Here is a 15,310-nt window from a genome sequence, read left to right as displayed (position 1 = left end):
GGAATATTCTGGGATGCATCAATCCCCACCAGGAGGAACAACCATGAAACTCTCTTTTTCCCGCCGTGCCGCGCTGGGCATGATTGCAGGTGCCGCTGCGCTGACATCGGTTGCATCGGCTGCTTCTGCCGAAACCGTGCGCCTGCGGTTCCACACTTTCTATGGAACTGAAATTGATCCGATCGCCAAGAAGTTCAAAAAGGCTGTCAAGGAAGCTTCAAACGGTTCGCTGCGTATCCAGTATTTTCGTGGGGGTGAACTGGTCGCGTCGGATCAGTTTGCTGATGCCGTCTCGAAGGGTACTGTAGATATCGTACATGGTACCGGCGGGTATTGGTCTGGCCAGGTGGATGTCGGCAACATCGAGGCCGGGCTTCCGGGGGCTTGGGCCAGCGTGGATGAAGCGAAGGCGCTGTTTGACAGCCCCGAAGTAGAAGCGCTTCTGACCGAAGCGTATTCCGAAGCCGGCACCGTGTATCTGGGCAAGGGATATGGTCATAACTATGACCTGCTGACCAAAGAGCCGGTCACTTCTCTGGAAGATTTGAAAACCCGCAAGATCCGCGCCACATCCAATGTCGCCAAGGTTTTGAACGCTTTTGACATTCCAACCGTGTATCTCCCGGCCCAGGAGCTGTATATCGGCATGTCGACAGGTGTGATCGATGGTGCCATCTATGGTGGTCCGGTTGAATACGAACAGCTCAAGCTGAACGAAACGGCCCAGAACTATACCTTTATGAACATGCTGATGCCGGGCTGGACTGAAACCTTTTTGGCCAATCCCGCAGCTTGGGACAAGTTGAGCGATGAGCACAAGCAGATCCTGAACGTCGCAATTCAGCAGTTTGCAGATGACATTCACCAGTGGTTGGCAGACGGCAACGCCGGCGTCGCAGATGGCACCTTTGCATACGCGACTTTACCCGATGCGGATTCCAAGGCGCTGACAAAGGCTGCACAAGGCGTGTGGGCCGAAGAGGCGGCACGGTCGGACCGCAACAAGGCATTTGTTGACGCATTGATCGCCAACGCCAAGGCCCAAGGCCGCCTGTAATGAGCGCGGTGACCAGATATCTGGTCGCCCAGGATGGCCTGTCCGATTTTGTCGGGCGGGCCATTTCATGGCTGACCCTGGCCATGATCTCTGTGCTGATGCTGGAAATCGTGGCTCGCTACTTCCTCAATTCGCCCACCATTTGGGCGCATGAGACATCGACAATGTTGTACGGAGCATTCTGCATGTTGGCTGGGTCCTATACCCTGCGCCATCGCGGACATGTCCGGTCCGAAGTGATCTATGGCCTGATGGGGCCGCGTGGCAAGGCGTTCTGCGACACCATCATCTTTACCATCGGCTTGGTGGTGCTGGGTGTCTTCTTTAAAATGGCCGTTGAGTTTGCCGCCGACAGTTGGGCAGTACGTGAGTATTCGAACAAAAGCATCTGGCAACCGGCGATCTACCCGATCAAGACGGTCATCCCCGTCGCAGTCGGCCTGGTGATCCTGCAAAACATCGCGGAATTGCTGCGTTCGGTTTTGGTTCTGCTGGGAATTGATTTTGTCGATCCTCGCGCGGGCGAAGACGAGAGCGACATTGACCCCGAATTATTGAAAGCCGCCACCAAGTAGGGCGCATTTACGCGGGTAGCCAATGGTTGCCCGGGGAGGAGGAAACATGGCTGAACTCGATCCGCTGACCACGACGGCGATCATGTTCCTGTCAATGCTGGCCTTGATGGCGATGGGATCGCCGCTGGCCTGGGCATTGACGATTTCCGGCGTTGGCAGCGCCTTTGTGTTGTGGGGACCCGGTGGGCTCGAATTGTTGGTCAGCTCGACCTACAGCGCGATGGACAATTTCCTGCTGGTGGCGTTGCCACTATTTATCTTCATGGGGCTTGTGCTGCAACGGAGCGGCATCACGGATGACTTGTTCGAGATGATCCACAAGCTGATGGGGGGGGTGCCCGGTGGATTGGGGGTCGGTACTGTCATCATTTGTGCCCTGATCGCCGCCATGGCCGGTGTTTCCGGCGCAGCCACCGTGTCATTGGGTATCATCGCGCTGCCTGCGATGCTGAAACGCGGCTATGACAAGAAACTGGTGACCGGCACGATTATGGCCGGAGGCGCGTTGGGTTTCCTAATCCCGCCTTCGGTGTTGATGATCATCTATGCGTTTCTCAGTCGCGATTCCGTGGGCAAACTGTTTGCCGCCGGTCTGATGCCGGGGCTGATGCTGGCCGGGATATATATCCTTTATGTACTGGTGCGCTGCCGGTTTAACCCGAGCCTTGGCCCACCCGCCCCGGATGAAGAGCGGTTCAGCGGTTTGGAAAAACTGAAATCCCTGCGCCATTTGATCCCGCCAGGAGTTCTGATTGCTACGGTCTTGGGGTGTATTATTGGCGGAGTGACGTCTCCGTCTGAGGCGTCTGCCATTGGTGCATTTGGCGCGTTGGTGATTGCGGCGCTGCACGGCCGGGTCAGCTGGGACATGCTGCGCTATGTCATGCTGACGACGACCAAGCTGATGGGAATGTTGATGTGGATCACCATCGCGGCCGTGTTCTTCTCGAAAATCTATGTGGGCCTGGGTGCGGGGATGATCGTCGGTGAGCTGATCGAAGATTTTGAATTGTCACCCATACTGGTGATCATCGCCATGTTGGCCACTTACTTTGTGTTGGGTATGTTTCTGGACGATTTTGCCATCGTGTTCATCACTGTGCCGTTGTTCGTTCCGATTGTGCGGGATCTGGGCTATGACACCACATGGTTTGCGGTGTTGTTCATTCTGTCGATGCAGTCCGCGTATTTAACACCACCGTTCGGCTACAACCTGTTTTACATGCGATCGGTTGCACCGGCGGATATCACCATTGGCGACATATATTGGGCGGCGATTCCGTTTGTGGCGCTGCAGATTTTCGGGTTGGCGCTGGTTGTGGCCTTCCCGCAGATCGCGCTGTGGTTACCGGGTTTGCTGTTCTGATCGCGGGATTGGCGTCTGCGTTAGAGTCTGAGGGCATAGATCCAAACCTTTGATCCCCAACTGAAACAGCCGCCTCGTTCCCGAGGCGGCTGTTTTCTGAATCTGCGGATTGCGGCCTACTGGGCCTTGGGCAGGACCGGTGCGGTCTTGTCCAGCGCCAGTTCGGCGTCCGAGAATTTCCAAGGGCCGCGTACGCCTTTGATGCCTTCGGGTTCGATCACCAGTCCACGGGCTTGCACCTGAGGGTCTTCAAAAGCTTGCCCGATAGAGTTGATCGGCCCGGCAGGCACAGTGGCCGCTTCCAGTGCAGACAACAGCTCGGCCGAGGTCCAGTTGCTCAGGGAGTCCGCCAATTCAGCTGTCAACGCGTCGCGGTTGGACACCCGCAACCCGTTGCTGGCATAATCGGGGTTCTCTGCCAGATCCAGGCGCTCGATCACCCGGCAGAACCGCTGGAACTGTCCGTCATTGCCAACGGCCAGAATGATATGCCCGTCCGCCGTGGGCAATACCTGATAGGGTGAGATATTGGGGTGGTCATTGCCTTTGCGCAATGGGCTGTTGCCGGTGGCCAGGTAATTCATCGCCTGATTGGCCAACAGTGCGGTGGCGCAATCCAGTAACGACATATCAATATGCTGACCCAGCCCGGTGCGGTGACGTTGCTCCACCGCCGCCAGAATCCCGATGGTGCCATAAAGCCCGGTCACGACATCCGTTACCGCCACTCCTACTTTTTGTGGTTGGCGATCGGGTTCGCCCGTGATCGACATCAGCCCCGACATGCCTTGGATCAAAAAATCATAGCCCGCGCGTTTGGCATAAGGGCCGTCCTGTCCAAACCCTGTAATCGAACAATAGATCAACCTCGGGTTCAGCTCCCGCAGGCTGTCATAGTCCAGCCCGTATTTCGCCAATCCGCCGACTTTGAAGTTTTCGATCAGGATGTCGGCGTCGGCCACCAGGTCACGCACGATCTTTTGACCTTCCGCGGTTCGGAAGTCTGCTACGACCGCGGTCTTGCCCCTGTTTGCAGCATAGTAATAGGCAGCAGTTTTGTCCCCATCGCGTTCGATAAATGGGGGCCCCCAGGCGCGGGTGTCATCGCCGCTTTCGGCCTCGACTTTGGTGACGTTCGCACCCAGATCGGCCAGCGATTGGCCAATCCAGGGACCGGCCAGGATGCGGGCCAGTTCGACCACTTTGAGACCTTCAAGAGGGGACATAAGCGTTTCCTTTGATGACGGAAGTCAAGTTAGAGATAAGGTGGGGTGCAGGCCGAGATGACTTCGGCGGGGCGATCAGAGATATTGCGGAACCGATGCGGTTCCCGGCTGTTGAACAGATAGGCGTCCCCGGCTTTCAACACACGGACTTCGTCACCGACGGTCACTTCGACTTCGCCCGAGACGACGATGCCACCTTCGTTGGCCTCGTGTTCGATCATGGAATCGCCGGTGTCTGCACCAGCTTCATACCGTTCGTGCAGGATTTGCAGGCCATGTGCCTTGGCGTCGCCGACCTGCATGATGGTGATTTTTTGTTGGGCCGGATCATCACGTCGATACAAAAGAGACGTCAGGTCGCGCATTTCCGCCGGAGTGAAGAAGGCTTTTTGAGCTGAAATAGATTCGGGCTCAAAAAATTCAGACATGGTGATGCCAAAGCCGCCTAGAATTTTGCGCAGAGAAGCCACTGAGGGGCTGCTCCGGTTGGTTTCGATCATGGAAATCTGCCCATGAGGTACATTGGCGGCCTCGGCAAGTTGTCGCTGGGACATGCCAAACTGTGTTCTCAGCGTCTTTAACCGGTCTCCAACATCGAATTCATCTGTCATGACTGAATATCCCTGTGTCATTTTGCTTAGGATAGGCGAATCTCTGGATGTTGCGCAATTTATAAGTAGTAAAGTTCAAAATAATGCGCAATATGATGTGAAGAATCGAAGCGCACGCAGAGGAGACATATCGCATGAGCGCCAGCCTTGACCTCAAATCACGCCGCGAGGCCGCCGTGGCCAAGGGTGTCGCCACCCGTGGAATCTATGCGGTTCGCGCGGAAAACGCCGAACTATGGGATGCGGATGGTAATCGCTTCATCGACTTTGCTGCCGGGATCGCGGTGAACAACACGGGCCATCGCCACCCCAAAGTCATGGCTGCGGTGGCAAAACAGGCCGAAAACTTTACCCACACCTGTTTTCACGTCGCCCCGTACGAGAGCTATATTGCCCTGTCCGAGCGACTGAATGCATCGACCCCCGGCGGCTTTGACAAGAAAACCATGCTGGTCACCACCGGTGCCGAGGCTGTCGAAAACGCAGTGAAAATGGCCCGCGCCTATACTGGGCGCTCCGGTGTCATCGCCTTTTCCGGGGCGTTCCACGGTCGAACCCTGATGGGCATGGCGCTGTGCGGCAAGGTAAACCCTTATAAGAAAGCTTTCGGTGCCATGCCGCCCGAGGTCCTGCACGTGCCTTTCCCAAATGAGTTCCACGGGGTGACAGTTGAACAATCCCTGGCGGTTCTGGACAACATGTTGCGCAGCTCGATTGATCCCGAACGTGTGGCCGCGATTATTATCGAACCGGTGCAGGGTGAAGGTGGTTTCAACATTGCCCCGCCAGATTTCCTGCGCGCGCTGCGCCAGATCTGTGACGATCATGGGATCTTGTTGATCGCGGATGAGGTCCAATCGGGAATCGCACGCACCGGCAAACTGTTTGCCTTTGAACACGCTGGTGTTGCTGCCGATCTGGTGACCATGGCAAAGGGACTGGCCGGTGGCTTTCCGCTCTCAGCCGTAACCGGTCGGGCCGAGGTCGTCGATGCCGCCCCTGTGGGCGGTATCGGCGGCACCTATGCGGGCAACCCGCTGGCGGTTGCTGCCGCACATGCAGTTCTGGATGTGATCGTCGAAGAAAACCTGTGTGAGCGGGCCACTGAGGTCGGGGACCGCATAATTGCACGCCTGACCGATATCGCGGCCCGTCAGGGCTACGAAGCAATTGGTGATGTGCGCGGCCAAGGTGCCATGGTGGCGTTCGAGCTGGTCACGGACCGGGGCAGCAACGCTCCCGACCCGGCGCTGACCCAGGCGATCGTGGCCGAAGCTGAGGCCCGCGGGCTGATCATCCTGCCCTGCGGCACCCGTGCCAATGCTGTACGTCTTTTGCCGCCGCTGACGACGCCGATGGAGCAGGTCGACGAGGCGTTGGATGTGCTCGAATCGGCAATCGACGCTGCGATCAACGCAACGGCAGTTGCAGCAGAGTAGGAGAGTTGGGGCCGTCTGGGTCCAGCCTCTCTCTCCGGCTGAAGCAACATGTTCCCCCGATTGCTTCAGCCGGTTCTTTTGTCAAATCCGTCGGTCTGGCGCTGGGTTTGCGCAGTGGTCTTCCCAAACATCGAGTGAGTCATGAAACAGAACTTAATTGCAGGTGCCTGGGTGGACGGGCATGACGCGGTGGAGAACCGCAATCCAGCAGATATTTCCGAGGTGATCGGTGTCTATGCCCGCGCTTCGGTCGAACAGGTTGATCAGGCGGTCCAGGCCGCCAACGGCGCTCTGAGAGGGTGGGCTTCGGCGTCGCCTCAGGTGCGGTCTGACTTGTTGGAGGCGGTGGCGCAGAAGTTGTTGGCGCGCAAGACCGAAATCGGCACTGTCCTGGCCCGGGAAGAGGGTAAGACCCTGGCAGAAGCCATTGGTGAAACTGTCCGAGCTGCTCAGGTGTTCCGTTTCTTTGCGGGCGAAGCGGTCCGCGTGGCAGGCGATGCCATCGCATCATTACGCACGGATGTGGATGTTGACGTGGTGCGCGAACCTGTGGGTGTCGTTGGCCTGATCACGCCGTGGAATTTTCCCATCGCCATCCCCGCCTGGAAAATTGCGCCTGCGCTGGCCTATGGAAATACTGTGGTGTTCAAACCCGCCGATTTGACTCCGGCCAGTGCCCACTTGTTGACTGAAATCCTTTATGAGGCAGGGTGTCCCGCAGGCGTGTTCAATCTGGTGATGGGACAAGGATCTGTTGTGGGTAATGCAATGTCCGCGCACAGCGGGATCAACGCGATTTCGTTTACCGGATCCGTTCCGGTGGGGCAGAACCTGGCCATAGACGCGGCCCGCAGCATGAAAAAGATACAGCTGGAAATGGGCGGCAAGAACCCGATGGTCGTCATGGATGACGCCGATTTGGATATTGCGGTGCCTGTTGTGTTGAACGGAGCGTTCTTTTCTACCGGTCAACGGTGCACGGCCTCGAGTCGGATCATCGTCGATGCCGGTATTCACGATGCTTTTGTCGATCGGTTGGTGACTCAGGCACAGGCGCTGACTGTGGGCAATCCGTTGGATCCGTCGGTGCAGATCGGGCCGGTGGTGTCGAAAAAGCAGTTGGTCGGAAACCTTGAATATGTGGACCTGGCACGGGCCGAAGGGGCCGAGGTTATTGGCGGGGAGCACGTTGACCGTGACACAACCGGATACTACCAGATCCCGGCGGTGTTTCTGAATGCGACCAACGACATGCGCTCCAGCCGCGAAGAGATCTTTGGTCCCTGCGCCAGCATCATCAAGGTTTCAGGCTTTGATCATGCGCTGAGCGTGGCCAATGACACAGAATTTGGCCTGTCGTCAGGGATCTGTACCTCCAGCCTGAAATACGCGCGTGAGTTCAAGCGTCAAAGCGAGGCAGGCATGGTGATGGTTAACCTGCCGACGGCCGGCGTTGACTATCATGTGCCTTTTGGTGGGTGCAAAGGATCGTCGCATGGGTCGCGCGAACAGGGGCGTTATGCTGCGGAGTTTTATACCACGGTCAAAACGGCCTACAGCTTTGCCGGGTAGATCTTGTGAATGGGTTGACCCGGCGCCTGGGTCAACCCGTCAGGGCCGGTCGTTGAAACATCCGGGTGCGCGCTTCGGTTGGTCCGGTGCCATATTGTTTGCGAAACCAATGGGCCAGATTAGCGCGTGACCCAAAGCCGGTTGCCACGGCGATTTCGGAATTGGTCAGGTCAGTCTGGCTGATCAGCTGGTGCGCTCGTTCGATGCGCAATTGGCGATAGACGGTCAATGGCGTACTACCGGTTTTCTCCTGAAAGCGGCGTTCCAGCTTGCGGGTTGAAACACCCAATGTGCTGGCCAATTCGCGGATCTGTAGCGGTTCTTCGATATGCTCCTGCATCATTTTAAGGGCCACGTCGATCAACCGGTCCCCGCGGCTGCGGTGGCGCAGCGACACGAATTCCCGGCTTTGTGGTGATTGGCGACCGTCCGAAAGGCCCAGATACGCCGACAAAGTTTTGCCGATATAGGGGCCATGATCTTCGCCGATAAGATCCACTATCAAGGGCAGTGCGGCAAAGCCGGAAGAGGCGCTGTTAATGCGGCCTTCCCGAACGGTGGTGGACGCATCGGCAAGCAACCCTTCTTCCTGGGCTGCGGCGGTAAAATTTGGATGGATGGCCAGATTGACGTCATGGTTCATCCCGGCATCCCGCATCAGAAATACAGCGCCCCCAATCATCATGCTGCGAGGTGACAATCTGAGGATCGAGGCCAACCGGTTGCGTTGGTCGGGGCGCGAAACCCATCGTGATTGCAGGTTGCCCAAGAAAATGACCGTCCGGCGTTGCCATTGACGGGGGTCCTCGTTCACTGGTGTCGACAAGGTGCGCAGGGTCACGCGATAGCGTGTTCCGGTCAGCAGATCGTTGGCTGCTTGGAACAGGTCCAGGAACATTTGCGCCGAAGCGTTAGCTGTCACATCAGGCACAAAGATGTCGACGCGCAGATCGGATTTGTTCGCCCTGCTTTCAACTGGTGCCAAGGCGCAGCTTTGGATGGGTTCCAGATAAGCCATATGTGTCCCTTCGCATGAGTGAAGTCGTTGGGAGTCACCTGAAAGTCACGTGAGAAATACTCTGGCGATGGGGCCAGAATAGACAGTCCCGCCCGACATGCGGGCGGGACTGAGTAGCGTCGGATCAGGATGCGTCGTCTTCGTAATCAGACATCGGCGGGCAGGTGCAGATCAGGTTGCGGTCGCCATAGGCGTTGTCCACGCGGTTCACCACCGACCAATATTTGTCCACGCCCAGCGAACCGGGAGGGAAACAGGCCTGTTCGCGGGTATAAGGACGGTCCCAATCGCCCACCAGGTCACGCACCGTGTGTGGTGCATGTTTCAGCGGGTTATTCTCGGGGTCGATCTTGCCGTCGATGATGTCCTGGGCCTCGCCTCGGATTGACAGCATCGCTTCGCAGAAGCGGTCCAGCTCGTCCTTGGGTTCGGATTCGGTTGGCTCCACCATCAACGTGCCAGCCACCGGCCAGGACATGGTCGGTGCGTGGAAGCCCGAGTCGACCAGACGCTTGGCGATGTCGTCCACGGTAACGTGGCCCTGTTCGTCCAGCGGACGGGTGTCCAGGATACATTCATGCGCCACACGACCGGTTTCCGAGGTGTAGAGGATCGGATAGGCATCCTTCAGACGGGCCGCGATGTAGTTGGCGTTCAGGATCGCAACCTTGGTGGCCTGGGTCAGACCCGCACCACCCATCAGCAGCACATAGGCCCAGGACACCGGCAGGATCGACGGCGAACCAAACGGAGCGGCCGACACCGGACCAACAGCGGTGCCGTACTCCGGGTGACCCGGCAGGTGCTCTTCGAGATGTGCCTTGACGCCAATCGGACCCATGCCGGGACCGCCGCCGCCGTGCGGAATGCAAAAGGTTTTGTGCAGGTTCAGGTGGCTGACGTCGCCGCCAATCTTGCCCGGCTGGGCCAGACCCACCATGGCGTTCATGTTGGCACCGTCGATATAGACCTGACCGCCGTGATCATGGGTGATCTGGCAGACTTCCTGTACGGTCTCTTCGAACACGCCGTGGGTCGATGGGTAGGTGATCATGCAAGCGGCCAGTTGGTCCGAATGCTTTTCTGCCTTTTCCCGGAAGTCAGCGACGTCGATGTTGCCGCTGTCATCCGCTTTGACCGGAACCACCTTGTAGCCCACCATCTGCGCCGACGCCGGGTTGGTGCCATGCGCCGAGGTTGGGATCAGACAGACATTCCGGCCTGCCTCGCCACGCGAGGCGTGGTAGTTACGGATGGTCAGCAGGCCCGCATATTCACCCTGCGCACCCGAGTTCGGCTGTTGGCTGATCGCGTCATAACCGGTGATCTGGCACAGCTTGTCGTTCAGATCGGCGATCATCTCGTGATAGCCCTGCGCCTGATCTTCGGGGCAGAAGGGGTGCAGATTGCCAAATTCCGGCCAGGTAACCGGGATCATTTCGATGGTCGCGTTCAGCTTCATGGTGCAGGAGCCGAGCGGGATCATCGCGCGGTCCAGTGCCAGGTCACGGTCGGCCAGACGACGCATGTAGCGGGTGATTTCTGCTTCGGCCCGGTTCTTGTGGAAGATTGGGTGAGTCAGATACTCGCTTTCGCGCAGCGCATAATCGGGCAGGCGATAATGCTTGTTCGAGCTGTCGTCTTTCTTGTCGATGCCAAAGGCACCCCAGACCGCTTCGATGGTTTCGGGGCGGGTCTGTTCATCCAGCGAGATGCCGACTTTGGTTTCGCCAACTTTGCGCAGGTTGACGCCACGGGCGACGGCGGCCTCCATGACGACATTCTGAAGGTGACCGACTTCGACGGTGATGGTGTCAAAGAACACTTCGGGTTCAACCTTGAACCCTGCTTCTTCCAGGCCATCGGCCAGCCGCGAGGTCTTGCGGTGCACCGACTGGGCAATCGCCTTGATCCCGTCGGGACCATGGTAAACTGCATACATTGACGCAATGACGGCCAGCAGCGCCTGAGCAGTACAGACGTTCGAGTTGGCTTTTTCACGGCGGATGTGCTGTTCGCGGGTTTGCAGCGACAGGCGATAGGCCTGGTTGCCGCGCGCATCAATCGACACACCGATGATGCGGCCGGGCATGGCACGCTTCAGCTTGTCGGTGGTCGCCATATAGGCAGCGTGGGGGCCACCATAGCCCATGGGCACGCCGAACCGCTGGGTCGATCCGATGGCAATGTCGGCACCCATTTCACCGGGTGATTTCAGCAGCGCCAGCGACAGGATGTCGGCCGCGACAATCGCGATGCCCTTGTTTGCATGCAGCGCGGCGATTTCATCGGTAAAGTCGCGTACATGCCCATAAGTACCCGGATACTGGAAGATACCGCCAAAGACAGCGTCCGCATCCATCGTATCCGGGTCGCCCACGAGAACCTCGATCCCCAAAGGTTCGGCGCGGGTCTTGATCACTGCCACGGTTTGCGGGTGGCAGTTTTTGTCGACAAAAAAGGCCGCGTTGTTCGCTTTGGAGCGCGAACCGCGGTGTGCCATGGCCATTGCTTCGGCGGCGGCGGTCGCCTCGTCCAGAAGCGAAGCGTTGGCGATGTCCAACCCGGTCAGATCGCTGACCATGGTCTGGAAGTTCAAAAGCGCCTCGAGGCGGCCCTGGGAAATTTCGGGCTGGTAGGGGGTATACGCAGTGTACCAAGCGGGGTTTTCAAGGATGTTGCGCAGGATCGGCGCGGGCGTCGTAGTGCCGTAATACCCCTGACCGATCAGAGAGGTCAGAACCTTGTTCTTGGAGGCGACCTGTTTCATGTGATACAGCGCGTCACGCTCGGTCATTGCCGGACCCCAATCCAGCGCCTCTTCCTGGCGGATCGCCGGGGGCACCGTGGCGTCAATCAGCTCATCCAGAGTTTTAAAGCCGATCACCTGCAGCATGTCGGCCATTTCCCGTGGGGAGGGGCCGATGTGGCGGCGATTGGCGAAGTCATATGCTTCGTAATCGGTCAGTTTGAAGGCCATGTCTCTTGGTCCTTGTTTGGGCAATGGGCCCCGCCGGACGTGTTTCCGGCGAGGAGGGGATGCGTTAGCCGATCAGGGCCTTGTAGCCGTCCAGATCCATCAGATCTTCCAGCTGTGCGGCATTCGCCAACTTGATCTTATAGATCCAGGCGTCGCCTTCGGGGCTTTCGTTCAATGCGCCGGGGTTGTCGGCCAGAGCTTCGTTTGCCTCAACGACTTCGCCATCGACGGGGGCATAGATTTCCGAGGCCGCCTTGACGGATTCGATAACACCGATGTCATCGCCCTTGGCGAATTCGTCACCTGCTTCACGCTGTTCGACGAAAACGATTTCACCCAACTGATCAGCGGCGTGCTGGGTGATACCAATTGTGGCGACGTCGCCTTCGACCAGAACCCATTCGTGCTCTTCGGAATAATAGATGGCCATTGTTTTTGCTCCTGGGATTAGCGTTTGTAATTCTGCTGCACGAAAGGCAGCGATACAATCTCGGCAGGCTGGGCCTTGCCGCGGATAACGAGGTTGACCTGTTCACCAACGGTACCATGCCCGGCAGAGACATAGCCCATGGCGACCGGGCCGCCGACCGTCGGGCCAAAACCGCCCGAGGTAATCTCACCGATAGTGTTGCCTTCGGCGCATTGGATTTCCACACCTTGGCGGGCTGGGGCGCGACCGGCAGGTTTGATGCCGACCAGTTTCTTGGCTGCGCCTTCGGCCAATTCCTTTTGGATGCGTGCAGCACCGGGGAAACCGCCTTCTTCCTTGCGGCGTTTCTGGATGGCCCAGTTCAGGCTGGCTTCGATCGGGGAAGTCGATTGATCGATGTCATTGCCATAGAGACACAGACCGGCCTCGAGCCGGAGGCTGTCACGCGCGCCCAGACCGGCAGGCTCGCAGTCTTCGTGTGCGAGGAAGGCACGGGCCACAGCTACGGCATCGGCGTCCGGAATCGAAATCTCATACCCGTCTTCACCCGTGTAACCCAGGCGCGAGATGCGACAGGAAACACCATTGATGTCTGCGACGGTGGTTTCCATGAACTTCAGATCACGGGCGGCAGGGCACAGGTCGCCCACGACGTCTTCGGCCTTGGGACCTTGAACCGCGACCAATGCACGGTCAAAAATCTCGATGACGTCGACACCATCCAGATTGGCGGCCATGTGCGGGATGTCCTGGTGGCGCAGTGCGGCGTTGACCACGACAAAATAATGATCGCCTGCGTTGGATACGATCAAGTCATCCATAATGCCGCCATCTTCGTTGGTGAAGAACCCATAGCGGGCTTTGCCCTCTTTCAATGTGGCATAGGCTTGCGGGCAGAGCGCTTCGAGCTTTTCGCCTACATTGTCGCCTTTCAGGATCACCTGGCCCATGTGAGAGACATCGAACACCGCCGCTTTCTCGCGACAATGTTTGTGTTCGCCCATGATGCCCATCGGGTATTGCACAGGCATTTCCCAGCCAGCAAAATCAACCATCTTGCCGCCCAGTTCGACATGCAGGTCATAAAGCGGTGTGCGTTTGGGTGCGTCGGTCATATTCTTGTCCTTGCTTGAAACGAGGCTTGAATCGGAAAGGAAACGCGATCAGTCGCGTACAACCATAACAGTGCAATGGGCGTTACGCACCACGCGGGCCAGGTTGGGGCCGATCTCGTAATTTGGGAAATCACCTTTGGCCGAGGCCATGATGATCATGTCATAGCCGTCCTTGTGAGCCAGCTTGAGAATTTCGCGATAAACGCTGCCTTCTTCGATATGTACAGACACATCCGCTGCGCCGCCGTGCTTCAGGATGTCTTCGACAGCTTTTTGAACGTGCGCCTTGGCACCCGCCCCATAGTTGGGCGGAAGGTTGGGCAATTGAATGATCTCGGGGATGACCGAAACCGCGTGCAGTTCGGCCCCGTAGAATTTCGCCTGTTCCAGCGCGACGGGCAGTGCCTTTTTCCACGAACGATCGTCGGTGTGGTCAATCGGCAGCATGATTTTGGTAGCCATCTGTCATCTCCTCGAAATGAGAGTTCACTTTGGGGAAGCGGGGGCCGCAGATCACGGCCCCCCGCGACGGTTATTCAGCAGGCGAATTGCCGCTTTCCGAGGCTCCGCCAGAAGCGAAGAATTCCTTGGTCAGCTTGAAGACAATCGGGCTGAGCAGAGCCAGAGCGATCAGGTTCGGAATGGCCATCATGGCATTCAGCGTATCCGCCAGCAACCAGATGAAACCCAGATCGGCGGTTGCACCAAAATAGATCATCACGATCCATGCGATGCGATAGACCATCAGGAACTTGTGACCCATCAGGTAGCCAACACATTTTTCGCCATAGAACGACCAGCCGAGGATTGTGGTGAAGGCAAAGATCGACAGCGAAATTGCAATCAAATAGCCGCCGATGCCTGGCAATGAGAGTTCAAACGCCAGCGATGTCAGAGCCGCGCCAGATTCACCCGACGTCCACGCACCCGATGCGATGATGGCCAGGCCAGTGATGGTGCAAACGATGATGGTGTCGATGAACGTGCCCAACATGGCAACCAGACCCTGGTTGACAGGACCGGCAGTCGATGCAGCAGCATGTGCAATCGGGGCGGAGCCCAAACCGGCTTCGTTCGAGAACACACCACGTGCCACACCAAAGCGGATCGCCATCCAAACAGCCGCACCTGCAAAACCACCTTCGGCAGCCGATGGGGTAAAGGCGTGGGTAAAGACAAGGCTGATCGCGTCGCCAATGGCACCGATGTTGATCAGCAGAACCAGCAAGCCGGCGACGATATAGCTGACGGCCATGAATGGAACCAGCTTACCGGCGACCGCACCGATGCGGGTGATGCCACCCAGGATCACGGCTGCGGTCAGGATCATCAGGACAACACCTGTAACCGACGTGTTCAGGCCAAAGTTGCTTTCCAGAACCTGTGCCACACCATTGGCCTGTACACCGTTGCCGATGCCGAATGCCGCGATCGCGCCGAACAGAGCAAATGCAAAACCCAGCCAGGCCCATTTGGCACCCAGGCCGTTTTTGATGTAATACATCGGCCCGCCGACATAATTGCCCAGCTCGTCGGTCTCGCGATATTTTACCGCCAGGACAGCTTCGGCATATTTGGTGGCCATGCCTACCAACGCGGTCATCCACATCCAGAACAAGGCGCCTGGACCGCCCAGGAAGACAGCAGTAGCCACACCGGCAATGTTGCCGGTACCAATGGTCGCCGACAGCGAAGTCATCAGCGCGTTGAATGGGCTGATCTGGCCCTCGCCCTGGCTTTCGCGACCTTTGAACAGCAGGCTAAAACCCGTGCCCAGTTTCAGGATCGGCATGAATTTCAGCCCAACCTGCAAGAAGAAGCCTACGCCAAGAATGAGGACCAGCATCAGCGGCCCCCAGACGACGCCGTTGATGGCTCCTACGATTGAATTTAACGCTTCCATGGTTTCCCTCCCATTGCG

General features: G+C 57.8%; 13 protein-coding genes. 5 read left to right on the top strand and 8 right to left on the bottom strand.

All coding sequences use genetic code 11. From position 1 onward, the window contains the following. The first annotated feature begins 43 nt into the window (after positions 1 to 43). The 3 genes from dctP to QEZ52_RS00935 are packed head-to-tail and all read left to right on the top strand — an operon-like array spanning position 44 to position 2,998. Complete coding sequence (gene dctP / locus QEZ52_RS00945) at positions 44 to 1,057, top strand: TRAP transporter substrate-binding protein DctP (protein ID WP_406647122.1); 1,014 nt, start codon at positions 44 to 46, stop codon at positions 1,055 to 1,057. Further along, positions 1,057 to 1,632 (top strand): TRAP transporter small permease subunit, encoded by a 576-nt coding sequence (locus QEZ52_RS00940; protein ID WP_406647120.1) that lies wholly within the window; start codon positions 1,057 to 1,059, stop codon positions 1,630 to 1,632. Before dctP ends, QEZ52_RS00940 begins: the two co-directional genes overlap by 1 nt. Before the next feature lie 46 nt (positions 1,633 to 1,678). Then, positions 1,679 to 2,998, top strand: a complete 1,320-nt coding sequence (locus QEZ52_RS00935) for a TRAP transporter large permease subunit (protein WP_406647118.1) — start codon at positions 1,679 to 1,681, stop codon at positions 2,996 to 2,998. 116 nt (positions 2,999 to 3,114) lie between these two features. Here QEZ52_RS00935 and QEZ52_RS00930 read toward each other — a convergent pair whose 3' ends face one another. Both QEZ52_RS00930 and QEZ52_RS00925 read right to left on the bottom strand, forming a co-directional pair. Then, positions 3,115 to 4,224 (bottom strand): CaiB/BaiF CoA transferase family protein, encoded by a 1,110-nt coding sequence (locus tag QEZ52_RS00930; protein WP_406647116.1) that lies wholly within the window; start codon positions 4,222 to 4,224, stop codon positions 3,115 to 3,117. A 29-nt stretch (positions 4,225 to 4,253) separates the two neighbouring features. Next, positions 4,254 to 4,835, bottom strand: a complete 582-nt coding sequence (locus QEZ52_RS00925) for a cupin domain-containing protein (RefSeq protein ID WP_406647114.1) — start codon at positions 4,833 to 4,835, stop codon at positions 4,254 to 4,256. A gap of 134 nt (positions 4,836 to 4,969) precedes the next feature. Here QEZ52_RS00925 and gabT point away from each other — a divergent pair, with 134 nt between their 5' ends. Together gabT and QEZ52_RS00915 are read left to right on the top strand one after the other, a co-directional pair. Further along, positions 4,970 to 6,274: a 4-aminobutyrate--2-oxoglutarate transaminase gene (gene gabT / locus QEZ52_RS00920; protein WP_406647111.1), complete on the top strand. Its 1,305-nt coding sequence runs from the start codon at positions 4,970 to 4,972 to the stop codon at positions 6,272 to 6,274. A gap of 141 nt (positions 6,275 to 6,415) precedes the next feature. Then, positions 6,416 to 7,846, top strand: a complete 1,431-nt coding sequence (locus QEZ52_RS00915) for an aldehyde dehydrogenase family protein (RefSeq protein ID WP_406647109.1) — start codon at positions 6,416 to 6,418, stop codon at positions 7,844 to 7,846. A gap of 31 nt (positions 7,847 to 7,877) precedes the next feature. On the opposite strand, the gene QEZ52_RS00910 is transcribed toward QEZ52_RS00915, so the two are convergent. From QEZ52_RS00910 to QEZ52_RS00885, 6 genes are all read right to left on the bottom strand, one after another. After that, entirely contained in the window at positions 7,878 to 8,864 is a 987-nt protein-coding gene (locus tag QEZ52_RS00910; RefSeq protein ID WP_406647107.1) for a helix-turn-helix domain-containing protein, read from the bottom strand. Positions 8,865 to 8,988: 124 nt separating this feature from the next. Then, the gene (gene gcvP / locus QEZ52_RS00905) at positions 8,989 to 11,844 is read right to left on the bottom strand and encodes an aminomethyl-transferring glycine dehydrogenase (protein WP_406647105.1); all 2,856 of its coding nucleotides are present in this window, start codon (positions 11,842 to 11,844) and stop codon (positions 8,989 to 8,991) included. A gap of 64 nt (positions 11,845 to 11,908) precedes the next feature. After that, positions 11,909 to 12,274 carry a glycine cleavage system protein GcvH gene (gene gcvH / locus QEZ52_RS00900; protein ID WP_406647103.1) on the bottom strand — a complete coding sequence of 122 codons (366 nt, stop codon included), beginning with the start codon at positions 12,272 to 12,274 and terminating at the stop codon, positions 11,909 to 11,911. Positions 12,275 to 12,291: 17 nt separating this feature from the next. Then, on the bottom strand, positions 12,292 to 13,389 hold the full coding sequence (gene gcvT, locus QEZ52_RS00895; protein WP_406647101.1) for a glycine cleavage system aminomethyltransferase GcvT: 1,098 nt from the start codon (positions 13,387 to 13,389) through the stop codon (positions 12,292 to 12,294). 48 nt (positions 13,390 to 13,437) lie between these two features. Beyond that, positions 13,438 to 13,851, bottom strand: a complete 414-nt coding sequence (locus QEZ52_RS00890; protein ID WP_406647099.1) for a universal stress protein — start codon at positions 13,849 to 13,851, stop codon at positions 13,438 to 13,440. A 70-nt stretch (positions 13,852 to 13,921) separates the two neighbouring features. Then, a complete protein-coding gene (locus QEZ52_RS00885) occupies positions 13,922 to 15,292 on the bottom strand; it encodes a sodium:alanine symporter family protein (protein WP_406647097.1) in 1,371 nt (456 codons plus the stop codon). Positions 15,293 to 15,310 lie beyond the last annotated feature (18 nt).

Source organism: Aliisedimentitalea scapharcae, assembly GCF_045277565.1.
GTDB classification, from domain to species: Bacteria; Pseudomonadota; Alphaproteobacteria; order Rhodobacterales; family Rhodobacteraceae; genus Aliisedimentitalea; species Aliisedimentitalea scapharcae.
This window is presented reverse-complemented; position numbering and strand designations above follow the sequence as displayed.

Bases quoted from the DNA above. Each gene is read 5' to 3' on its own strand.
- dctP (WP_406647122.1), top strand. From the start codon at position 44: ATGAAACTCTCTTTTTCCCGCCGTGCCGCGCTGGGCATGATTGCAGGT.
- QEZ52_RS00940 (WP_406647120.1), top strand. From the start codon at position 1,057: ATGAGCGCGGTGACCAGATATCTGGTCGCCCAGGATGGCCTGTCCGAT.
- QEZ52_RS00935 (WP_406647118.1), top strand. From the start codon at position 1,679: ATGGCTGAACTCGATCCGCTGACCACGACGGCGATCATGTTCCTGTCA.
- QEZ52_RS00930 (WP_406647116.1), bottom strand. From the start codon at position 4,224: ATGTCCCCTCTTGAAGGTCTCAAAGTGGTCGAACTGGCCCGCATCCTG.
- QEZ52_RS00925 (WP_406647114.1), bottom strand. From the start codon at position 4,835: ATGACAGATGAATTCGATGTTGGAGACCGGTTAAAGACGCTGAGAACA.
- gabT (WP_406647111.1), top strand. From the start codon at position 4,970: ATGAGCGCCAGCCTTGACCTCAAATCACGCCGCGAGGCCGCCGTGGCC.
- QEZ52_RS00915 (WP_406647109.1), top strand. From the start codon at position 6,416: ATGAAACAGAACTTAATTGCAGGTGCCTGGGTGGACGGGCATGACGCG.
- QEZ52_RS00910 (WP_406647107.1), bottom strand. From the start codon at position 8,864: ATGGCTTATCTGGAACCCATCCAAAGCTGCGCCTTGGCACCAGTTGAA.
- gcvP (WP_406647105.1), bottom strand. From the start codon at position 11,844: ATGGCCTTCAAACTGACCGATTACGAAGCATATGACTTCGCCAATCGC.
- gcvH (WP_406647103.1), bottom strand. From the start codon at position 12,274: ATGGCCATCTATTATTCCGAAGAGCACGAATGGGTTCTGGTCGAAGGC.
- gcvT (WP_406647101.1), bottom strand. From the start codon at position 13,389: ATGACCGACGCACCCAAACGCACACCGCTTTATGACCTGCATGTCGAA.
- QEZ52_RS00890 (WP_406647099.1), bottom strand. From the start codon at position 13,851: ATGGCTACCAAAATCATGCTGCCGATTGACCACACCGACGATCGTTCG.
- QEZ52_RS00885 (WP_406647097.1), bottom strand. From the start codon at position 15,292: ATGGAAGCGTTAAATTCAATCGTAGGAGCCATCAACGGCGTCGTCTGG.